This is a genomic window from Paraphotobacterium marinum (genome assembly GCF_002216855.1).
In the GTDB taxonomy this organism is placed as follows: Bacteria; Pseudomonadota; Gammaproteobacteria; order Enterobacterales; family Vibrionaceae; genus Paraphotobacterium; species Paraphotobacterium marinum.
The window spans coordinates 775,687-793,617 of sequence record NZ_CP022355.1; the positions used below are offsets into that span (position 1 = coordinate 775,687).

Genomic DNA, 17,931 nt, shown 5'->3' on the forward strand with positions numbered 1-17,931 from the left:
TTATGATTAAAAATATGCAAAATTATAAATATAAGTTTTCAGTTGCACCTATGCTAGATTGGACAGATAGACACTGTCGCTACTTTTATAGATTAATGAGTCCTAATGTAATGCTTTATACAGAGATGGTGACTCTTGGTGCAATTATTTATGGCAAGTTTGATTATTTAAAGTTTAATCTTAAAGAAAAGCCCTTATCACTTCAACTGGGTGGTTCCGATCCAAAACAATTTAAATTGGCAGGGGAATACATAAAAGATAGAGGTTTTACAGAAATCAATTTAAATATCGGCTGTCCTTCTGCTAGAGTACAGAAAGGAAGTTTTGGGGCATGCTTGATGACAGAACCTGATTTGGTTGCTGAGTGCGTTAATGTAATTCATCGAGAAACTAATTTGCCCATAACAGTCAAAACTAGAATTGGTATTGATAATGAAGACAATTATGAATTTCTCTATAATTTTATTGACACCATTGATAAAAAAAGTATCTGTGACACATTTGTAATCCATGCTAGAAAAGCAATTTTGTCAGGATTAAGCCCAAAAGAGAATAGAGAAATACCTCCTTTAAAATATGATAGAGTTTATAAAATAAAAGAAGATTTTCATGATAAAAATATTATAATTAATGGAGGAATTAAGAATATTAATGATTCAATAGATCATCTAAAAAAATTAGATGGTGTTATGATTGGTCGTGAAGTTTATCAAAATCCATATATTTTAACAGAAATCGAGCGTGAATTTTATAAATCGAATAATTCGCCAACTAGAAAAGAAGTTGTTGTGTCAATGATGAATTATATTGAAGATGAATTATCTAATGGAGCAAAATTAAATCATATTACTCGACATATGTTAGGACTGTTTCATGGAGTACCTGGTGGTAAGAAGTGGAGAAGATTTTTAAGTGAAAATAGTTATAAAAAAGATGCTGATTTAAAAGTTTTGGAAAACGCACTAACGCTTACGGAAGTAAACGTTTAGTACGTGATTACAAATTATATTATATCTAATAATTCTACTTCAAAAATTAAAGCTGAGGATGGTGGTATTGCAGCACCAGCACCATTTTCACCATAAGCAAGCTCATGAGGAATATATAGCTTCCATTTAGATCCAACAGGCATCATTTGAAGAGCCTCGACCCAACCTTTGATAACTCCATTCACTGGGAATTCGGCTGGCTGTCCTCTAGTAACTGAACTATCAAAAACAGTACCATCAATTAATTGTCCATGATAATGAACCCTGACTTTATCTGATGATTTTGGTGTTTCACCTTGGCCTTCAGTTATTATTTCATATTGTAACCCAGAAGATGTTACAGAAATATTTGGATTTTCTGTCTTGTTCTTTTCTAAAAACTCTTGACCCTTTTTGGCAGCTTCTTTAGCTTGCATTGATTTTTTTTCTTGTGTCTTACTATGAAGTTCTTGTAAAGCTTCATTAATTTTTTCAACAGATATTTCAGGCTGAATATTTTTCAGCGAGTCTTCTATACCTTTTGAAATTGCATTAGTATCTAAGTTTTCAAAGCCACTTTGAACAAGCTGCTGTCCCATTTGTAAACCAATGCCATAACTTGCAATTGATTCATTTGTTTTAAGTTGGTTATCTGACATAATTTTATCTTTTTTGTTTTGCTATAAAATGACATACTAGAATAACAGTTTATGATACATTTAGTAAGAAATATTTAAAAAAGGAAATCTAATGTTTAAGTTTTCTATTATTGCTAATAGATTTAAATTTATTTGGGTAAACTTAACTTTGAAAAAAAAATGCATAATTGGATTTTTCACTGTTTTGATCTTTTGCCTACTTTTTTGGAATACAGATAAGAACTCTGTCAGAAATAAAGCCAATGAAGAAGTGATCATTCTTAATTTACCTCAACAAGATACTAATAATATAAATAATTCTGCTGAAGAAAAATTATCATCAAAAATTAGAGAAAAAATAGTACCACTTGATGGAATTAACGTGCCAAATAAAAAAAACTAATTTTTTTTAAAAAAAGTGTTGACGTATCTATAAAACATGCGTAGAATTCGCAGTCCTAAACAGCAGTAACTTGCTGAAGTTCTTTAAAAATATAACTAGATAATCTGTGTGGGCACTCGTGAATGATAGTCATTAAAAAAGAATTATCAATGAGCTGAGTGACCGAATGAATAGAGATATTCATCACAGTCAATTTATTAATCAGAATTCATTGAGCCAAAACTTTAATTGAAGAGTTTGATCATGGCTCAGATTGAACGCTGGCGGCAGGCCTAACACATGCAAGTCGAGCGGTAACAGGGGAGAGCTTGCTCTCTTGCTGACGAGCGGCGGACGGGTGAGTAATGCCTGGGAATATGCCCTAATGTGGGGGATAACCATTGGAAACGATGGCTAATACCGCATAATCTCTACGGAGCAAAGGGGGGGACCTTCGGGCCTCTCGCATTAGGATTAGCCCAGGTGGGATTAGCTAGTTGGTGAGGTAAGGGCTCACCAAGGCGACGATCCCTAGCTGGTTTGAGAGGATGATCAGCCACACTGGAACTGAGACACGGTCCAGACTCCTACGGGAGGCAGCAGTGGGGAATATTGCACAATGGGGGAAACCCTGATGCAGCCATGCCGCGTGTATGAAGAAGGCCTTCGGGTTGTAAAGTACTTTCAGTTGTGAGGAAGGTGGTAACGTTAATAGCGTTATCATTTGACGTTAGCAACAGAAGAAGCACCGGCTAACTCCGTGCCAGCAGCCGCGGTAATACGGAGGGTGCGAGCGTTAATCGGAATTACTGGGCGTAAAGCGCATGCAGGCGGTTTATTAAGCCAGATGTGAAAGCCCCGGGCTTAACCTGGGAATTGCATTTGGAACTGGTAAACTAGAGTCTTGTAGAGGGGGGTAGAATTTCAGGTGTAGCGGTGAAATGCGTAGAGATCTGAAGGAATACCGGTGGCGAAGGCGGCCCCCTGGACAAAGACTGACGCTCAGATGCGAAAGCGTGGGGAGCAAACAGGATTAGATACCCTGGTAGTCCACGCCGTAAACGATGTCTACTTGAAGGTTGTGATCTTGAATCGTGGCTTTCGGAGCTAACGCGTTAAGTAGACCGCCTGGGGAGTACGGTCGCAAGATTAAAACTCAAATGAATTGACGGGGGCCCGCACAAGCGGTGGAGCATGTGGTTTAATTCGATGCAACGCGAAGAACCTTACCTACTCTTGACATCCAGAGAACCTTTTAGAGATAGAAGGGTGCCTTCGGGAACTCTGAGACAGGTGCTGCATGGCTGTCGTCAGCTCGTGTTGTGAAATGTTGGGTTAAGTCCCGCAACGAGCGCAACCCTTATCCTTGTTTGCCAGCACTTCGGGTGGGAACTCCAGGGAGACTGCCGGTGATAAACCGGAGGAAGGTGGGGACGACGTCAAGTCATCATGGCCCTTACGAGTAGGGCTACACACGTGCTACAATGGCATATACAGAGGGCTGCCAACTCGCGAGAGTGAGCGAATCCCATAAAGTATGTCGTAGTCCGGATTGGAGTCTGCAACTCGACTCCATGAAGTCGGAATCGCTAGTAATCGTGGATCAGAATGCCACGGTGAATACGTTCCCGGGCCTTGTACACACCGCCCGTCACACCATGGGAGTGGGCTGCACCAGAAGTAGATAGCTTAACCTTCGGGAGGGCGTTTACCACGGTGTGGTTCATGACTGGGGTGAAGTCGTAACAAGGTAGCCCTAGGGGAACCTGGGGCTGGATCACCTCCTTACCTTAAAGGCTATATTGATGTAGTGTCCACACAGATTATTTAGTTAAATATTAAAGAGATTTTCAAGATAGTTAATCTTGAAACCCAAGTCCCGTTCGTCTAGAGGCCTAGGACACCGCCCTTTCACGGCGGTAACAGGGGTTCGACTCCCCTACGGGACGCCAATTCCTAAGATGTTTGATAGAGACATTTTAGGAATTGGTTTTTTTTGAAAACCATAGCTCTTTAACAATTTGGAAAGCTGACTAGTAAAATAATTCTAACGAAAGTTAGAAGAGTTCTCAAAAAGCAAAACACATCAAGTGTCTTGTATTTTTAAGATCCGGCGAAACAAAGAACCTTGGTTGTTTAGACATACGTGAGACCCTTTGGGGTTGTATGGTTAAGTGACTAAGCGTACACGGTGGATGCCTTGGCAGTCAGAGGCGATGAAGGACGTACTAACTTGCGATAAGCGTAGATAAGGCAGTAAGAGCCACTTGAGTCTACGATTTCCGAATGGGGAAACCCAACTGCATAAGCAGTTATCCTAAACTGAATACATAGGTTTAGGAGGCGAACCGGGGGAACTGAAACATCTAAGTACCCCGAGGAAAAGAAATCAACCGAGATTCCGGTAGTAGCGGCGAGCGAAACCGGACCAGCCCTTAAGTTTTCATTGTGCTAGGCGAAAGTTTTGGAAAATTCTGCGGTACAGGGTGATAGCCCCGTAGCTGAAGGCGCAATGATAATGAAATCGAGTAGGACGGGACACGTGACATCTTGTCTGAATATGGGGGGACCATCCTCCAAGGCTAAATACTCCTGACTGACCGATAGTGAACCAGTACCGTGAGGGAAAGGCGAAAAGAACCCCTGTGAGGGGAGTGAAATAGAACCTGAAACCGTGTACGTACAAGCAGTGGGAGCCCCTTCGTGGGGTGACTGCGTACCTTTTGTATAATGGGTCAACGACTTAATTTTAGTAGCAAGGTTAACCGAATAGGGGAGCCGTAGGGAAACCGAGTCTTAACTGGGCGAATAGTTGCTAGGATTAGACCCGAAACCAGGTGATCTAGCCATGGGCAGGTTGAAGGTGAGGTAACACTTACTGGAGGACCGAACCGACTAATGTTGAAAAATTAGCGGATGACTTGTGGCTAGGGGTGAAAGGCCAATCAAACCTGGAGATAGCTGGTTCTCCCCGAAAGCTATTTAGGTAGCGCCTCGGACGAATACTACTGGGGGTAGAGCACTGTTAAGGCTAGGGGGTCATCCCGACTTACCAACCCTTTGCAAACTCCGAATACCAGTAAGTACTATCCGGGAGACACACGGCGGGTGCTAACGTCCGTCGTGGAGAGGGAAACAACCCAGACCGCCAGCTAAGGTCCCAAAGTTATAGCTAAGTGGGAAACGATGTGGGAAGGCTTAGACAGCCAGGATGTTGGCTTAGAAGCAGCCATCATTTAAAGAAAGCGTAATAGCTCACTGGTCGAGTCGGCCTGCGCGGAAGATTTAACGGGGCTAAGCTATACACCGAAGCTGCGGCAGCATGCATTAGCATTGCTGGGTAGGGGAGCGTTCTGTAAGCCGTTGAAGGTGGATTGTAAAGTCTGCTGGAGGTATCAGAAGTGCGAATGTTGACATGAGTAACGATAAAGGGAGTGAAAAACTTCCTCGCCGGAAGACCAAGGGTTCCTGTCCAACGTTAATCGGGGCAGGGTAAGTCGACCCCTAAGGCGAGGCCGAAAGGCGTAGTCGATGGGAAACGGGTTAATATTCCCGTACTTTTTATAATTGCGATGGGGGACGGAGAAGGCTAGGTAGGCCTGGCGACGGTTGTCCAGGTTCAAGAGTGTAGGCTAATGACTTAGGTAAATCCGGGTCATTGTTAGGCTGAGACTTGATGTCGAGCTGCTACGGCAGTGAAGTTATTGATGCCATACTTCCAGGAAAAGCCTCTAAGCTTCAGATTATAAGAAATCGTACCCCAAACCGACACAGGTGGTCGGGTAGAGAATACCAAGGCGCTTGAGAGAACTCGGGTGAAGGAACTAGGCAAAATGGTACCGTAACTTCGGGAGAAGGTACGCTCTTGACGGTGAAGAGACTTGCTCTTGGAGCTGTTGAGAGTCGCAGATACCAGGTGGCTGCAACTGTTTATTAAAAACACAGCACTGTGCAAAATCGAAAGATGACGTATACGGTGTGACGCCTGCCCGGTGCCGGAAGGTTAATTGATGGGGTTAGTTTTCGGACGAAGCTCTTGATCGAAGCCCCGGTAAACGGCGGCCGTAACTATAACGGTCCTAAGGTAGCGAAATTCCTTGTCGGGTAAGTTCCGACCTGCACGAATGGCGTAATGATGGCCACGCTGTCTCCACCCGAGACTCAGTGAAATTGAAATCGCAGTGAAGATGCTGTGTACCCGCGGCTAGACGGAAAGACCCCGTGAACCTTTACTACAGCTTGGCACTGAACATTGAGCCTACATGTGTAGGATAGGTGGGAGGCTTTGAAACGGTGACGCCAGTTATCGTGGAGCCAACCTTGAAATACCACCCTTGTATGTTTGATGTTCTAACTTAGCCCCATAATCTGGGGTGAGGACAGTGCCTGGTGGGTAGTTTGACTGGGGCGGTCTCCTCCCAAAGAGTAACGGAGGAGTACGAAGGTGGGCTAATCACGGTCGGACATCGTGAGGTTAGTGCAATGGCATAAGCCCGCTTGACTGCGAGAATGACGGTTCGAGCAGGTGCGAAAGCAGGTCATAGTGATCCGGTGGTTCTGAATGGAAGGGCCATCGCTCAACGGATAAAAGGTACTCCGGGGATAACAGGCTGATACCGCCCAAGAGTTCATATCGACGGCGGTGTTTGGCACCTCGATGTCGGCTCATCACATCCTGGGGCTGAAGTCGGTCCCAAGGGTATGGCTGTTCGCCATTTAAAGTGGTACGCGAGCTGGGTTTAGAACGTCGTGAGACAGTTCGGTCCCTATCTGCCGTGGGCGTTGGATGATTGAAGGGGGCTGCTCCTAGTACGAGAGGACCGGAGTGGACGAACCTCTGGTGTTCGGGTTGTTACGCCAGTAGCATTGCCCGGTAGCTAAGTTCGGAATCGATAACCGCTGAAAGCATCTAAGCGGGAAGCGAGCCCTGAGATGAGTCATCCCTGATACTATAAGTATCCTAAAGGGTTGTTGGAGACTACGACGTAGATAGGCAAGGTGTGTAAGCGTTGTGAGGCGTTGAGCTAACTTGTACTAATTGCCCGTGAGACTTAACCATACAACACCCAAGGGGTTTTGCAGGATTTTAAAGATATAAAGATCTTGATGTGTATTGCAAAGTCAGCTTTTCGAATTGTAAACAAATTTTGCTTGGCGACCATAGCATTATGGCACCACCTGATCCCATGCCGAACTCAGAAGTGAAACGTAATTGCGCCAATGGTAGTGTGGGGATTCCCCATGTGAGAGTAGGTCATCGCCAAGTCCCATTTTTATCTGGTAATAATAGCGTTATTGAACCACCTGATTCCATACCGAACTCAGAAGTGAAAAGTAACAGCGCCGATGGTAGTGTGGGGATTCCCCATGTGAGAGTAGGACATTACCAGATCATCTTACATAATTTCATATTTCAAAGTATATAATTCAATCATATTAATACTCAAATATTTTATGAATCTAATCATTTTTTATTGATAGATCTGTCAAGATAACTTGATGTATAATAAATAACATTTTTTATTAAAGTTAATCAGGGATATGAGAAAGCTTTTATTTTTTTTATTATTTTTGTCGTCAGTGGTTTCAGCAAACGAAAATATCAAAATTACAGGTGTTGAAGGAAATATTAAAAAAAATGTAGAGTTATATCTTAACAAAGATCATTTAATGAATGTTGGAAATAAATCATTTTCAATAGAAACTATAAAAGTTAACGTTAAGAATGCGTTGAATGCAGTGGGTTATTATAATTCAAATATAAAAGTCAATATCATAAGAAATCAAATTGATGTGGAAATTGAGCTTGGGAAACCAATTATTTTGCAACAATTAGATTTCTCTCTTCTTTCAAATAAAAAAACACCAAATTTTATAAACAATATTATAAAAAGAAGTAAGTTAGAACGAGGTGTTATTCTTAATCAGAAGTTTTATGAAAAATTGAAAGAAAAAATTATTGAAAAATCTATTAGTAAGGGATACTTTGATGCAAAGTTTATTATCCATAAGCTATATATTTCACCATCATTAAATGAAGCAATTGTTAAACTAAAACTCTCTCTAGGTAAACTTTATAAATTCGGTTTAACTGATTTTAAAGGCAGTCAGATAAATGAAAGCATTCTTAAAAACTTATTAGATTATAAACAAAACTCGCCACTAACAATAAAAAGTTTGAATAATACGACCAATAATTTAAGCTTAACAAATTGGTTTAGTTCTGTAGAGATTGAACGTAAATTAACAAAGTCTGATAAAAATGGTGTGGTTCCAATTACTATTTTACTCTCTCCAGCAACTAAAAATTTCTTGACGACAGGTATAGGCTATGATTCAGATTCTGGTTTGTACGCCAAGATTAATTGGTTTAAGCCATGGTTAAATGCAGACGGCGACAGCTTTAATTTAAATACTTATATCAATACAAATGAACCAGAGGTAAGTGCATCCTATCGAATGCCAAGTAAAGGAAATCCTCTAAATATCTATAATGAATTTAGTACTTCACTGAGTTATGTGGGTACACATGATACAATAAGTAAAAATGCAAGTTTCGGATTCAATAGATATCAAAAATTATCAACATTTTATAATATAGCCTACGGCATTAATTTTTATTATGAAAATTATAAACAAGCTTCGATATATTCTGATATAGCGAAATTTTTTGTACCCTCAATTACATTAACAAGAAGTACAAAAGGAAATAAATTTAGGTTAGACTCAGGAAATTCTGAACAAATTACAGTTGAATACACAAATCCTTCGATTGGTAATATTCCAAGCTTTACTCGTATTACTTCTACAAATACATTTGTTCAAAAGTTAAATAAAGCACAAAGATTAATTTTAAGTATTAATGGCGGCTATATTATAACAGATAATATCAATAGGGTTCCTCCATCATTTTCATTTTTTCTAGGAGGTGGCAATTCTATAAGAGGTTTTGATTATCAAAGTATCTCTCCACAGGCTATTAATGGTAAACAGGTTGGAGGAAAGTATCAGTTTTATACTAGAACAGAATATCAGCATAAAATATTTAATAAGTGGTGGGGAGGTATATTTTATGATTATGGGTCATCCTGGAGTTCAAAAAAAAATTTAAGGTGGTATAGAGGTATTGGTCCAGTAATTATAAGAAATACAAGGTTTGGAGATTTTTCATTATATATCGGACATGGTTTGGGCACTAATGAAATTCACTTCTATTTCTCATTAGGAGTTTCACTGTAATGCTTAAAAGATTAATAATAACTACGATATTTTTACTATTATTTTTAACTACCTTGACTTATTGTTTATTGGTGTCATCTGCAGGTAATAAATTGGTTTTTAGTATAGTTAATGACTTTAGTGATACCTTACACATAGAATATATCAAGGGAAATATTTTTGATGGCATTAATTTTAACAGTATTAGTTTTAACAATAAAAATGTACAAACAAAATTATCAAATATTGAAGCAAAGCTAGGGTTTAATATACATACGTATACTCTTTCAATTAAAAGATTGCACGTTATAAATACAGTTGTTCAGAATAAAAAAAACTCAAAAAGTGAAGATAGTAAGGATACAGATAGTGATTTTTATACAAAGCTTCTTCCAAATATCAATTTTAATAAAGTTTTATTTAATCAAGTAAAATATATCACAAAGTCTAAAGTACATACTTTAAATAGTTTAAAGTTTAAAGGTTTTTTAAATAAAACCAAATTAAAGCTTGAGGAGGCTTCACTAAATTATAATGATATAGTTTTTGGCATAAACGGGAATTTGGACATGAAGGATTCTAACTATTTGGTAAAATTGAATGTAAATTATCAAATTGATAACAAAGAATTTTTGAAGGCTAACCAATTAAAAAGCATTAATGGAAATTTTATTTTGAATGGTTCCATATTGTCTTCATTTAGTATTTTTTCAAAATCTTATATTATTAGTGACTCAAATAAGAAATCAATTGTTTTAGGTAAAGGTAAGGGTAACAATAAAAAGTTCCAGTTTAATTTATTAGATAATAATAACAGAATAAATTTGTTGGGAACTTTACTTTTTGAAAAAACCATAAAATATAAGGTTGCTCTTGTACTAAAATCTCTACCAGTATATTTCAGCGACTCTAATTTTATTAATATAACAGGACGATTAAATCTTGATGGTCTATTAAAGGAACATAGCACTAGCGTAAATTTAAATACTAAATTGCATCTTTATAATAAAAAACAAAATTTAATTTTAAATACAGACATTAATAATTTTAATATCTCAGATAATAAAATTATTAATGTTTCAAATATATTCTTATCAGTCAAAAATAAAAATAAAAATAAAAAAATATTTTTTGTAAAAGGAAAACTAACTACAAATCATTTAAATTTAATAGCAAAACTTGATTGTGAAAATCTAAAATATTTCTTACCTCAATCAAAAGGTAAGATAGAAGGTGAGGCATTATTAAGTGGGACGGTTAATAACCCGAGGGCAAAAATTAGGCTCAAAGGCAAAGGTGTAAATATTTTTGACACAATTTCATTTTATTCAGCTAGTTTGTTTATGGATACAAATTTCGTAAATGGATATTTGAAACCAGTAGTTCATTTAACCTTAAAGAAAGCTTTTTATAAAAAGATAGGTTTTGGCAGTGTGAGTTTAATTTCTTCTATGAATGCTAAAAGTGATTCTTTTCATTTTGAGCTACTAAAAGGTGATACAAAAATTGAATCCTTTTTTTCAACAAAATTATCAAAAAAACAAATATTTTTTAATTTCCAAACATTAAATTTAACTTATAGAAAAAATTATTTTCATTTAATAAAACCTTTCATTGTTAATTACGACTTTCATAAAATAGATATTGGTACAATTTCTTTGAGGAGTAAGGCTTCAAAAATTGATGTTTATATTAAAAATCTATTAAACAATAATTTGGTATACAAATTAAATCTTCAAAATCTTGATGTTAAAGCTATCGATAATTTTTTACCCTCTAACATAAAGTTAACAGGAAAATTAAATGTGGGTATTCAGGGGAACAAATATAAAAACTCTTTATACATTAAGAGTGAAGGCTCATTTTCTTTAAAAAAATCAGGTGTTTTTAGAAAAATTTTTACTTGGAAAAAGTTTAATTTGAAAGGAGGTTTAGTCAATAATCAAGTAAATTTAAGTATCAACTCTAAACTTAATAAAATAGGACTCCTTAAATTACAATTAAACATAAAAGACATTTATCAAAAAAAAATATTAGATGGTTATTTGAAATTAAATAATATACCTTTAGAGTCACTTAGCCACCTGTCTAGAGAAATAACTAATTTAGGTGCAATAGCTAATTCAGATATTAAGATTAGTGGTGACTTAAAAACACCTCACTTTGAAGGTCAATCAAATATCAAGATTAACAGAGTTAAAACTACAATTTTTCCATTTAATATTAAAAATGGAAAGATTGACATAAAATTGAATAAAAAATTGATAAACATTAACACTCATGTTCAAACTAATTCCGGCTTTTTATCAATTCAATCAGACCTGAAAGATTACTTTACCGAAAATGCTCTTTTAAAATTTATAGTTAAAACAAATAATTTTAATCTAAATATTCCTCAATATGGAAATGGATTGATTAGTTCAAATATTAATGGAGTCATTTCAAAAGATAGTTTTGATATATCAGGTAATATTAATATTCCAAGTGGTAAACTAAAAATTCAAAGTTTTCCTGAAGAAGCTATTACCACATCAAAAGATGTTATTCTGGTCGACTCTAAGTATAAACCTCTTCGCAAAAATTTATTATCAACGACAAAAAAAGTAAATGGCTTAATCCAAATAAATATAGGTAACAAATTTAAAATTAAGGGTTTGGGGTTTAAAGGTAATATTTTTGGGAATTTGAAATTACAATATAAAAATAATAACTTAGCCTTATTTGGGCAGTTAATAACTAATGGCAAATATAATCAATTTAGCCAAAACCTTATCCTCGAAAAAGATAGTAAAGTAATATTTAATGGTGTTTTAGATAACCCTTCTTTATTCATAAAAGCATATCGTAACCCTGAGATTACCAGTAGTGACATTCAGAAAGTTGGAGTTAAAGTAACAGGATCATTAAATAGACCTCAAATCTCATTGTACTCGATCCCTTCAAAACCAAAACCAGAACAAATATCGTATCTGGTATATGGTCATGGTTTATCAAATAATAGTGATAATAAAAAGAATGCAAACTTAGCAGGACTAGGTTTGTTGATATCAAACTCAAATGGAACTATAAAAAGTTTAGGGAAACAATTAGGAATAAAACAATTAGCTCTAACATCAAACAGTCAGGGAAATAGTTCACAATTGGCTTTAAGTGGATATATTTTCAAAAAAGTACAACTAACATATGGAATGAATATTGATACTCAAGAACCTGAATGGCAAATTAAGTACCATATTAACAATAATATTTATATAGCATTAATACAAAATATTAGTAACTCCGTAGAGATAGTACGCTCATTTAATTTTGATTAAGACTAGTCAAAAATATATTTTTTTAAATGAGAAATCATATCTTTAGAACCAACAAAAAATGGAACTCTTTGATGTATTTCTTCAGGAGCTATCTCAAGAATATTTTTATTATTACTTATTGCAAGTCCTCCTGCTTGCTCTGCAATAAATGCAATTGGATTACATTCATATAATAGTCTTAGTTTTCCATTAGGATATGTTGCAGTACTTGGATATAAGAATATTCCTCCTTTTAAAAGATTTCTATGAAAATCAGCTACTAAAGAACCAATGTATCTTGATGTAAAAGGTCTAGATGTTTGCTTATCAATTTCTTGACAATATTTGATATAAGATTTAATTCCTTGAGGAAATTTTGTATAGTTTCCTTCATTTATGGAATATATTTTACCTTTTGTCGGTATTTTGATATTTTCATGGGACAAAGCGAAAACACCCAACGATGGATCATATGTAAAGCCATGAACACCATTGCCGGTCGTATATACCAACATTGTTGAAGAACCATAAATAATATAACCAGCTGCAACTTGTTTAGTCCCAGGCTGTAAAAAATCTTCGATTTCAACTGGACGACCGACAGGTGTTTTTCTCTTAAAAATAGAAAATATACTACCAACTGAAACATTTACATCTATGTTAGAAGAACCATCGAGAGGATCCATAAGAACAACATATTTCGATTCTACATTGAGCTGTTTATCAAACGTAACAACATTATCTTCTTCTTCACTAACAATACCACAAACTTGATTTCTTGCTTTTAGAGTATCTTTGAAAGTCTCGTTAGCAAATATATCTAAATTATTTTGAATTTCTCCATGTATATTCTGGTTGTGATTTATCGATGACAAGTCTAATAATCCAGCCTTATTAATTTCTCTATGAACTATTTTTGCTGCTAATTTAATGGAACTAAGTAATGAAGTGAGTTCACCTGTTGCATAAGATATTTCCTGCTGGTTATCAATTATAAATTCTCCTAAAGTTTTTATTTTTTTCATATATATGTCCTTTATATTTTTAATATCTTATTATCATTTATTTAATCTTAAATTTTTATAATTAAAAATATATTAACTTGTTTTTTTTGATTTATATCATGATTGTTTTCAAAAGATAACACTTTAATGAATATAACTTATCAACATTTTTTTTATAAAATGATATAGTGCTTTTATATTTTTTAGTTAAGGGTATTAAATGAAAATCCATATTTTAGGTGTTTGTGGTACTTTTATGGCTGGAATAGCCACAATTGCAAAGCAATTAGGTCACGAAGTAAGCGGTAGTGATCAAAATATTTATCCTCCAATGAGCACTTATTTAGAAAGCTTAAATATTAAGTTAATTCAAAGCTATGATGCTTCTTTTCTCGAAGAAACAAGTCCTGATTTAGTAATTATTGGTAACGCGTTATCTAGAGGAAATCAGTCTGTAGAATATGTTTTGGATAAGGGGATTGAATATGTTTCTGGACCTGAATGGTTATATCAAAATGTTTTAAAAGAGAAGTGGGTTTTAGCTGTATCTGGAACACATGGAAAAACTTCAACTTCGAGTATGTTAACATGGATTCTTGAAGACAATGGTTATGAGCCTGGTTTTTTAGTAGGCGGAATTTTAAGTAATTTTGGCTGCTCTGCTCGTCTGGGTAAGAGTGATTTTTTTGTAATTGAGGCTGATGAGTATGATACATCTTTTTTTGATAAACGATCTAAGTTTATTCATTATGGACCAAAGACATTAATTATTAATAATTTGGAATTTGATCATGCTGACATATTTGCTAACTTACTTGAAATTCAAAATCAATTTAATCAAATGTTTAGAAAAATGCCTTCATTCGCAAAATGTTTTATACCAGATAGTTCTAAAAATATAAATCAATTAATCGATATGGGTTTTTGGAGTCAACTTCAAAAAAATTTTGGCTCTGAAGGTTTGTGTATTTCCGAACATAACAAAGATTATAGTCAATTTTCTATCATTGATGATGGTGATAATAAGCATTCAACTATTGTTGATTGGAATTTAATAGGCGAGCATAATGCAAAAAATGCTGTCATGGCTATTGCTGCAGCTAAGCACATAGGAATTGCCATTGATTTAAGTGCTAATTCATTAAAGACATTTTTGAGCCCAAAGCGAAGACTAGAGCTTTTATATAACCATGACAATATTTACCTTTATGACGACTTTGCACATCACCCTACGGCAATCAAAGAAACTATTCAAGCTTTAAAAAATAAGTTTGATGACAGCTATCAGATTATAGCTATTTTTGAGCCCCGTTCTGCAACCATGAAAATGGGAGTTCATAACGAAACCCTACTAGACTCTTTTAAAGGAGCTAATGAGGTTTATATGTTTGATAGCGTTAACCTGCCGCAGTTAAGAAAAGAATCAGAAGAAAAATCACGGCAGTTTGACTTTAAGAGGTTTAAAGAAATAAAAGATCTAGAAGAGTTTTGTCTCACAAGAATAAAAGAAAAATCAATTATTATAATGATGAGCAATGGGGGGTTTAATAATTTAGCAAATAATTTAAAAAAGAAACTAAATGAAAAGTTTTCTAATGCTTAGCTAGATTTGATATTCAAATAGTTTACACACAGATAAATGGAGTATTTCAGTTTCAACATCTTTTGTGGGGGTTACAAAAATCGTATCATCGCCAGCAACAACTCCAAGGATGCCAGATGGTCTTCCAAGAGAGTCAAGTAATCTGGCGATTAGTTGTGCAGCACCAGGACCAGTATGAATAACAACCATTGCTGAGTTATATCCGATTTCCATGACAAGTTCTTTCAATGAACTGCTAATCGTAGGAACACCCAATTCAGTTGGTAAGCAATATACCATTTCTTTTTTTGCATTTCGGGTTCTTACTGCTCCAAACTTTGTGAGCATTCTTGAAACTTTTGATTGGTTTATGCCATCAAAACCCTGTTTTCTTAAAGAATCGACTATTTCACTTTGAGAGCTCATTAGTTCTTTTTTTAAAATGACTTTAAAAGCTTTTATTAATTCTTCTTGTTTATTTGTCATCAAAAATTCTCCAATTTAATAATGATATTTTATATAATATCATATGAAAATTTAAACAAAAAATCATTCTATTCTTTATTTGTTTAATAAGCTAGAGATGTCTTAATTAAAGCTTGATAAAGATCATGTTGTGTAAATTAAAAAATAACATTTCAAATATAGTCTTTATTTCAAATATATAAAACAATATAGTATTTCTTATTAATTAAGAATATATGGAGTTAAGTATGAAAGTTTCTGTATTAGGTGCTGCAGGTGGGATTGGACAAGCTCTTGCCTTATTATTAAAAAATAATCTTCCAGATTACTCTACTTTGTCATTGTATGATATTGCTAGTGTAACTCCTGGTGTTGCTAAAGATTTATCTCATATACCAAATAAAGTTAAGGTTGAGGGTTTTTGTGGAGAAGATCCCTCTGATGCAATTAAAGATTCAAATATTATTTTAATTTCAGCGGGTGTTGCTAGAAAACCAGGGATGGATAGATCTGACTTATTTAATATAAATGCTGGTATAATAAAAAGTTTGACAGAAAAAATTGCGATAGCTAATCCCAACGCATTTATAGGCATTATAACCAACCCAGTGAACACAACTGTTCCAATTGCGGCTGAAGTATTAAAACAAAAAGGAGTCTATGATTCTAGAAAATTATTCGGAATAACTACCCTTGATGTTATAAGAGCTGAAACTTTTGTATCAGAATTGAAAGGTTATAATAATAAAGATATAGCTGTCCCAGTTATCGGAGGCCATTCAGGTATAACTATTTTGCCACTACTTTCTCAAGTGAAAGACATAACTTTTACGGAAGAAGAAGTTAAAAATCTTACTTTTAGAATACAAAATGCAGGAACAGAAGTTGTAGAAGCAAAAGCTGGCGGGGGTTCTGCTACCTTATCAATGGGTTATGCGGCATACCGATTTACAATGTCATTGATTGATGCCTTGAATGGAAAGAAAGAAGTAATTGATTATGCCTATGTTGATACTTCTGATTCTGACAATATTCCATTTTTTGCAAGACCGGTATTACTAAGTGTCAATGGGATAGAGTCGCATTTACCTCTTGGAGATTTGAGTCCTTACGAAAGTGATATGCTTGATAACATGAAAGAAACACTGAATAACGATATTGATAAAGGTGTTTCTTTTATAAATTCAAACACCTAGGACAATAATAACATAGCTTCAATTAGTATTCCCTACTTGAAGCTAGCTTTGCTAGATTAATAAGTGCATCTTTGTAAACAGAGTCTTGTATAATTGAAATAGCTTGAATGGCCTTTTGAGATTCATTTTTTGCTCTTTCTTTGACATATTCTAAAGAATTATACTTTTCAAATATTTGTATCATTTTGGTTAGGTTTGTGTTCGAAGATGGTTTAAGAATTGCTTGATCAATGAACTCCTTTTCTTCTGGACTGGCATGAGATCTAGCATGAATAACTGGTAATGTTGTTTTTCCTTCATTTAAGTCATCACCAATTCTTTTCCCAATACGTTCATCTGAAGCGACATAATCCAAATAATCATCAATTATTTGAAAAGTAGTCCCTATGTATTTACCATAGTCTCGTAGAGCTTCAAGTTCGATATTATTAGATTTATTAAGAATACCAATAGAGCTTGTAGTAGCTTCGAATAACCTGGCTGTTTTAAAATAAATAACGTCAATATATTCACTTTCTGTAATTTCAGGATTATTACAATTCATAAGCTGAAGCACTTCACCCTCAGCAATTATATTTGTAGCATCACTCATGATTTTTATTATTGGAAGAGAGTCTAAATTAGCCATTATTTGGAAGGATCTAGTATAAATATAGTCACCAACAAGAATGCTTGCTGCATTGCCAAAAGTTTTATGGGCTGTTTGTTCTCCTCTTCTTAATACTGATTCATCAACGACGTCATCATGTAATAATGTTGCAGTATGAATTAATTCTATAAATACAGCAACATCTAGGGCTTTAAATGTATTAAGTCCAATAGCTTTGGAGCATAAAAGCGCAATAACGGGTCTGATTTTTTTTCCACCATTATTAACAATATAATGTCCAACTTGATTGACCAATAATACTTTAGATGTAAATTGTTCAAGTATTTTTTTATCAACTAATGATAATTCATTCTTAATCAAGTCATAGATTTCTGATAAAGTCATAAATTTTTGGGTTGAAGGGCAGATAATTAGATTTAATTTTATCACTTTAAAATAGATATAACAAAAATTTTTTTTTTATTTTATATCATACTTGCTTGATCATTTAGTAAAATTAGAGTAAAATTCGCATCCTATGTAGTAATATAAAACGCAAGCAATTATAAGCGATCTTGCGTAAAGCGGAGTAAAAA

General features: G+C 34.8%; 10 protein-coding genes, 1 tRNA gene and 4 rRNA genes. 11 read left to right on the forward strand and 4 right to left on the reverse strand.

The genetic code is table 11. From position 1 onward, the window contains the following. Positions 1-14: 14 nt before the first annotated feature. Positions 15-989 carry a tRNA dihydrouridine(20/20a) synthase DusA gene (gene dusA / locus CF386_RS04175; protein ID WP_225971683.1) on the forward strand — a complete coding sequence of 325 codons (975 nt, stop codon included), beginning with the start codon at positions 15-17 and terminating at the stop codon, positions 987-989. A gap of 14 nt (positions 990-1,003) precedes the next feature. Here dusA and CF386_RS04180 read toward each other — a convergent pair whose 3' ends face one another. Beyond that, positions 1,004-1,627, reverse strand: a complete 624-nt coding sequence (locus tag CF386_RS04180; protein WP_089073180.1) for an FKBP-type peptidyl-prolyl cis-trans isomerase — start codon at positions 1,625-1,627, stop codon at positions 1,004-1,006. Positions 1,628-1,718: 91 nt separating this feature from the next. On the opposite strand from CF386_RS04180, the gene CF386_RS04185 reads away from it, so the two are divergent. From CF386_RS04185 to CF386_RS04220, 8 genes are all read left to right on the forward strand, one after another. Next, positions 1,719-2,009 (forward strand): hypothetical protein, encoded by a 291-nt coding sequence (locus CF386_RS04185; protein ID WP_089073181.1) that lies wholly within the window; start codon positions 1,719-1,721, stop codon positions 2,007-2,009. Between the two features lie 225 nt (positions 2,010-2,234). Next, positions 2,235-3,776 (forward strand): 16S ribosomal RNA (locus CF386_RS04190). Between the two features lie 88 nt (positions 3,777-3,864). Beyond that, a tRNA-Glu gene (locus CF386_RS04195) sits at positions 3,865-3,940 on the forward strand. 216 nt (positions 3,941-4,156) lie between these two features. Further along, positions 4,157-7,047 (forward strand): 23S ribosomal RNA (locus CF386_RS04200). Positions 7,048-7,138: 91 nt separating this feature from the next. Beyond that, positions 7,139-7,254 (forward strand): 5S ribosomal RNA (gene rrf / locus CF386_RS04205). A gap of 10 nt (positions 7,255-7,264) precedes the next feature. Then, positions 7,265-7,380, forward strand: a 5S ribosomal RNA gene (gene rrf / locus CF386_RS04210). The 16S, 23S and 5S rRNA genes sit together here with 1 tRNA gene alongside, the layout of an rRNA operon. 149 nt (positions 7,381-7,529) lie before the next feature. Continuing rightward, positions 7,530-9,227, forward strand: a complete 1,698-nt coding sequence (locus tag CF386_RS04215; RefSeq protein ID WP_089073182.1) for an autotransporter assembly complex protein TamA — start codon at positions 7,530-7,532, stop codon at positions 9,225-9,227. Next, entirely contained in the window at positions 9,227-12,520 is a 3,294-nt protein-coding gene (locus tag CF386_RS04220) for a translocation/assembly module TamB domain-containing protein (protein ID WP_089073183.1), read from the forward strand. The genes CF386_RS04215 and CF386_RS04220 overlap by 1 nt, the downstream gene beginning before the upstream one ends. Positions 12,521-12,522: 2 nt before the next feature. On the opposite strand, the gene fbp is transcribed toward CF386_RS04220, so the two are convergent. Next, positions 12,523-13,524, reverse strand: coding sequence for a class 1 fructose-bisphosphatase (fbp, locus tag CF386_RS04225; protein ID WP_089073184.1), 1,002 nt, complete (start codon positions 13,522-13,524; stop codon positions 12,523-12,525). Between the two features lie 199 nt (positions 13,525-13,723). On the opposite strand from fbp, the gene mpl reads away from it, so the two are divergent. Further along, positions 13,724-15,106: a UDP-N-acetylmuramate:L-alanyl-gamma-D-glutamyl-meso-diaminopimelate ligase gene (gene mpl / locus CF386_RS04230; RefSeq protein WP_089073185.1), complete on the forward strand. Its 1,383-nt coding sequence runs from the start codon at positions 13,724-13,726 to the stop codon at positions 15,104-15,106. Here the strand turns inward: mpl and argR are convergent, their stop codons facing one another. Next, complete coding sequence (gene argR / locus CF386_RS04235) at positions 15,107-15,571, reverse strand: transcriptional regulator ArgR (RefSeq protein ID WP_089073186.1); 465 nt, start codon at positions 15,569-15,571, stop codon at positions 15,107-15,109. Positions 15,572-15,798: 227 nt separating this feature from the next. Here argR and mdh point away from each other — a divergent pair, with 227 nt between their 5' ends. Beyond that, positions 15,799-16,746, forward strand: a complete 948-nt coding sequence (gene mdh, locus CF386_RS04240; RefSeq protein ID WP_089073187.1) for a malate dehydrogenase — start codon at positions 15,799-15,801, stop codon at positions 16,744-16,746. 22 nt (positions 16,747-16,768) lie between these two features. Here mdh and ispB read toward each other — a convergent pair whose 3' ends face one another. Next, positions 16,769-17,740, reverse strand: a complete 972-nt coding sequence (ispB, locus tag CF386_RS04245) for an octaprenyl diphosphate synthase (protein ID WP_089073757.1) — start codon at positions 17,738-17,740, stop codon at positions 16,769-16,771. Between the last annotated feature and the right edge of the window lie 191 nt (positions 17,741-17,931).

Coding starts and splice junctions, on each gene's coding strand:
- dusA (WP_225971683.1), top strand. CDS start 15: ATGCAAAATTATAAATATAAGTTTTCAGTTGCACCTATGCTAGATTGG.
- CF386_RS04180 (WP_089073180.1), bottom strand. CDS start 1,627: ATGTCAGATAACCAACTTAAAACAAATGAATCAATTGCAAGTTATGGC.
- CF386_RS04185 (WP_089073181.1), top strand. CDS start 1,719: ATGTTTAAGTTTTCTATTATTGCTAATAGATTTAAATTTATTTGGGTA.
- CF386_RS04215 (WP_089073182.1), top strand. CDS start 7,530: ATGAGAAAGCTTTTATTTTTTTTATTATTTTTGTCGTCAGTGGTTTCA.
- CF386_RS04220 (WP_089073183.1), top strand. CDS start 9,227: ATGCTTAAAAGATTAATAATAACTACGATATTTTTACTATTATTTTTA.
- fbp (WP_089073184.1), bottom strand. CDS start 13,524: ATGAAAAAAATAAAAACTTTAGGAGAATTTATAATTGATAACCAGCAG.
- mpl (WP_089073185.1), top strand. CDS start 13,724: ATGAAAATCCATATTTTAGGTGTTTGTGGTACTTTTATGGCTGGAATA.
- argR (WP_089073186.1), bottom strand. CDS start 15,571: ATGACAAATAAACAAGAAGAATTAATAAAAGCTTTTAAAGTCATTTTA.
- mdh (WP_089073187.1), top strand. CDS start 15,799: ATGAAAGTTTCTGTATTAGGTGCTGCAGGTGGGATTGGACAAGCTCTT.
- ispB (WP_089073757.1), bottom strand. CDS start 17,740: ATGACTTTATCAGAAATCTATGACTTGATTAAGAATGAATTATCATTA.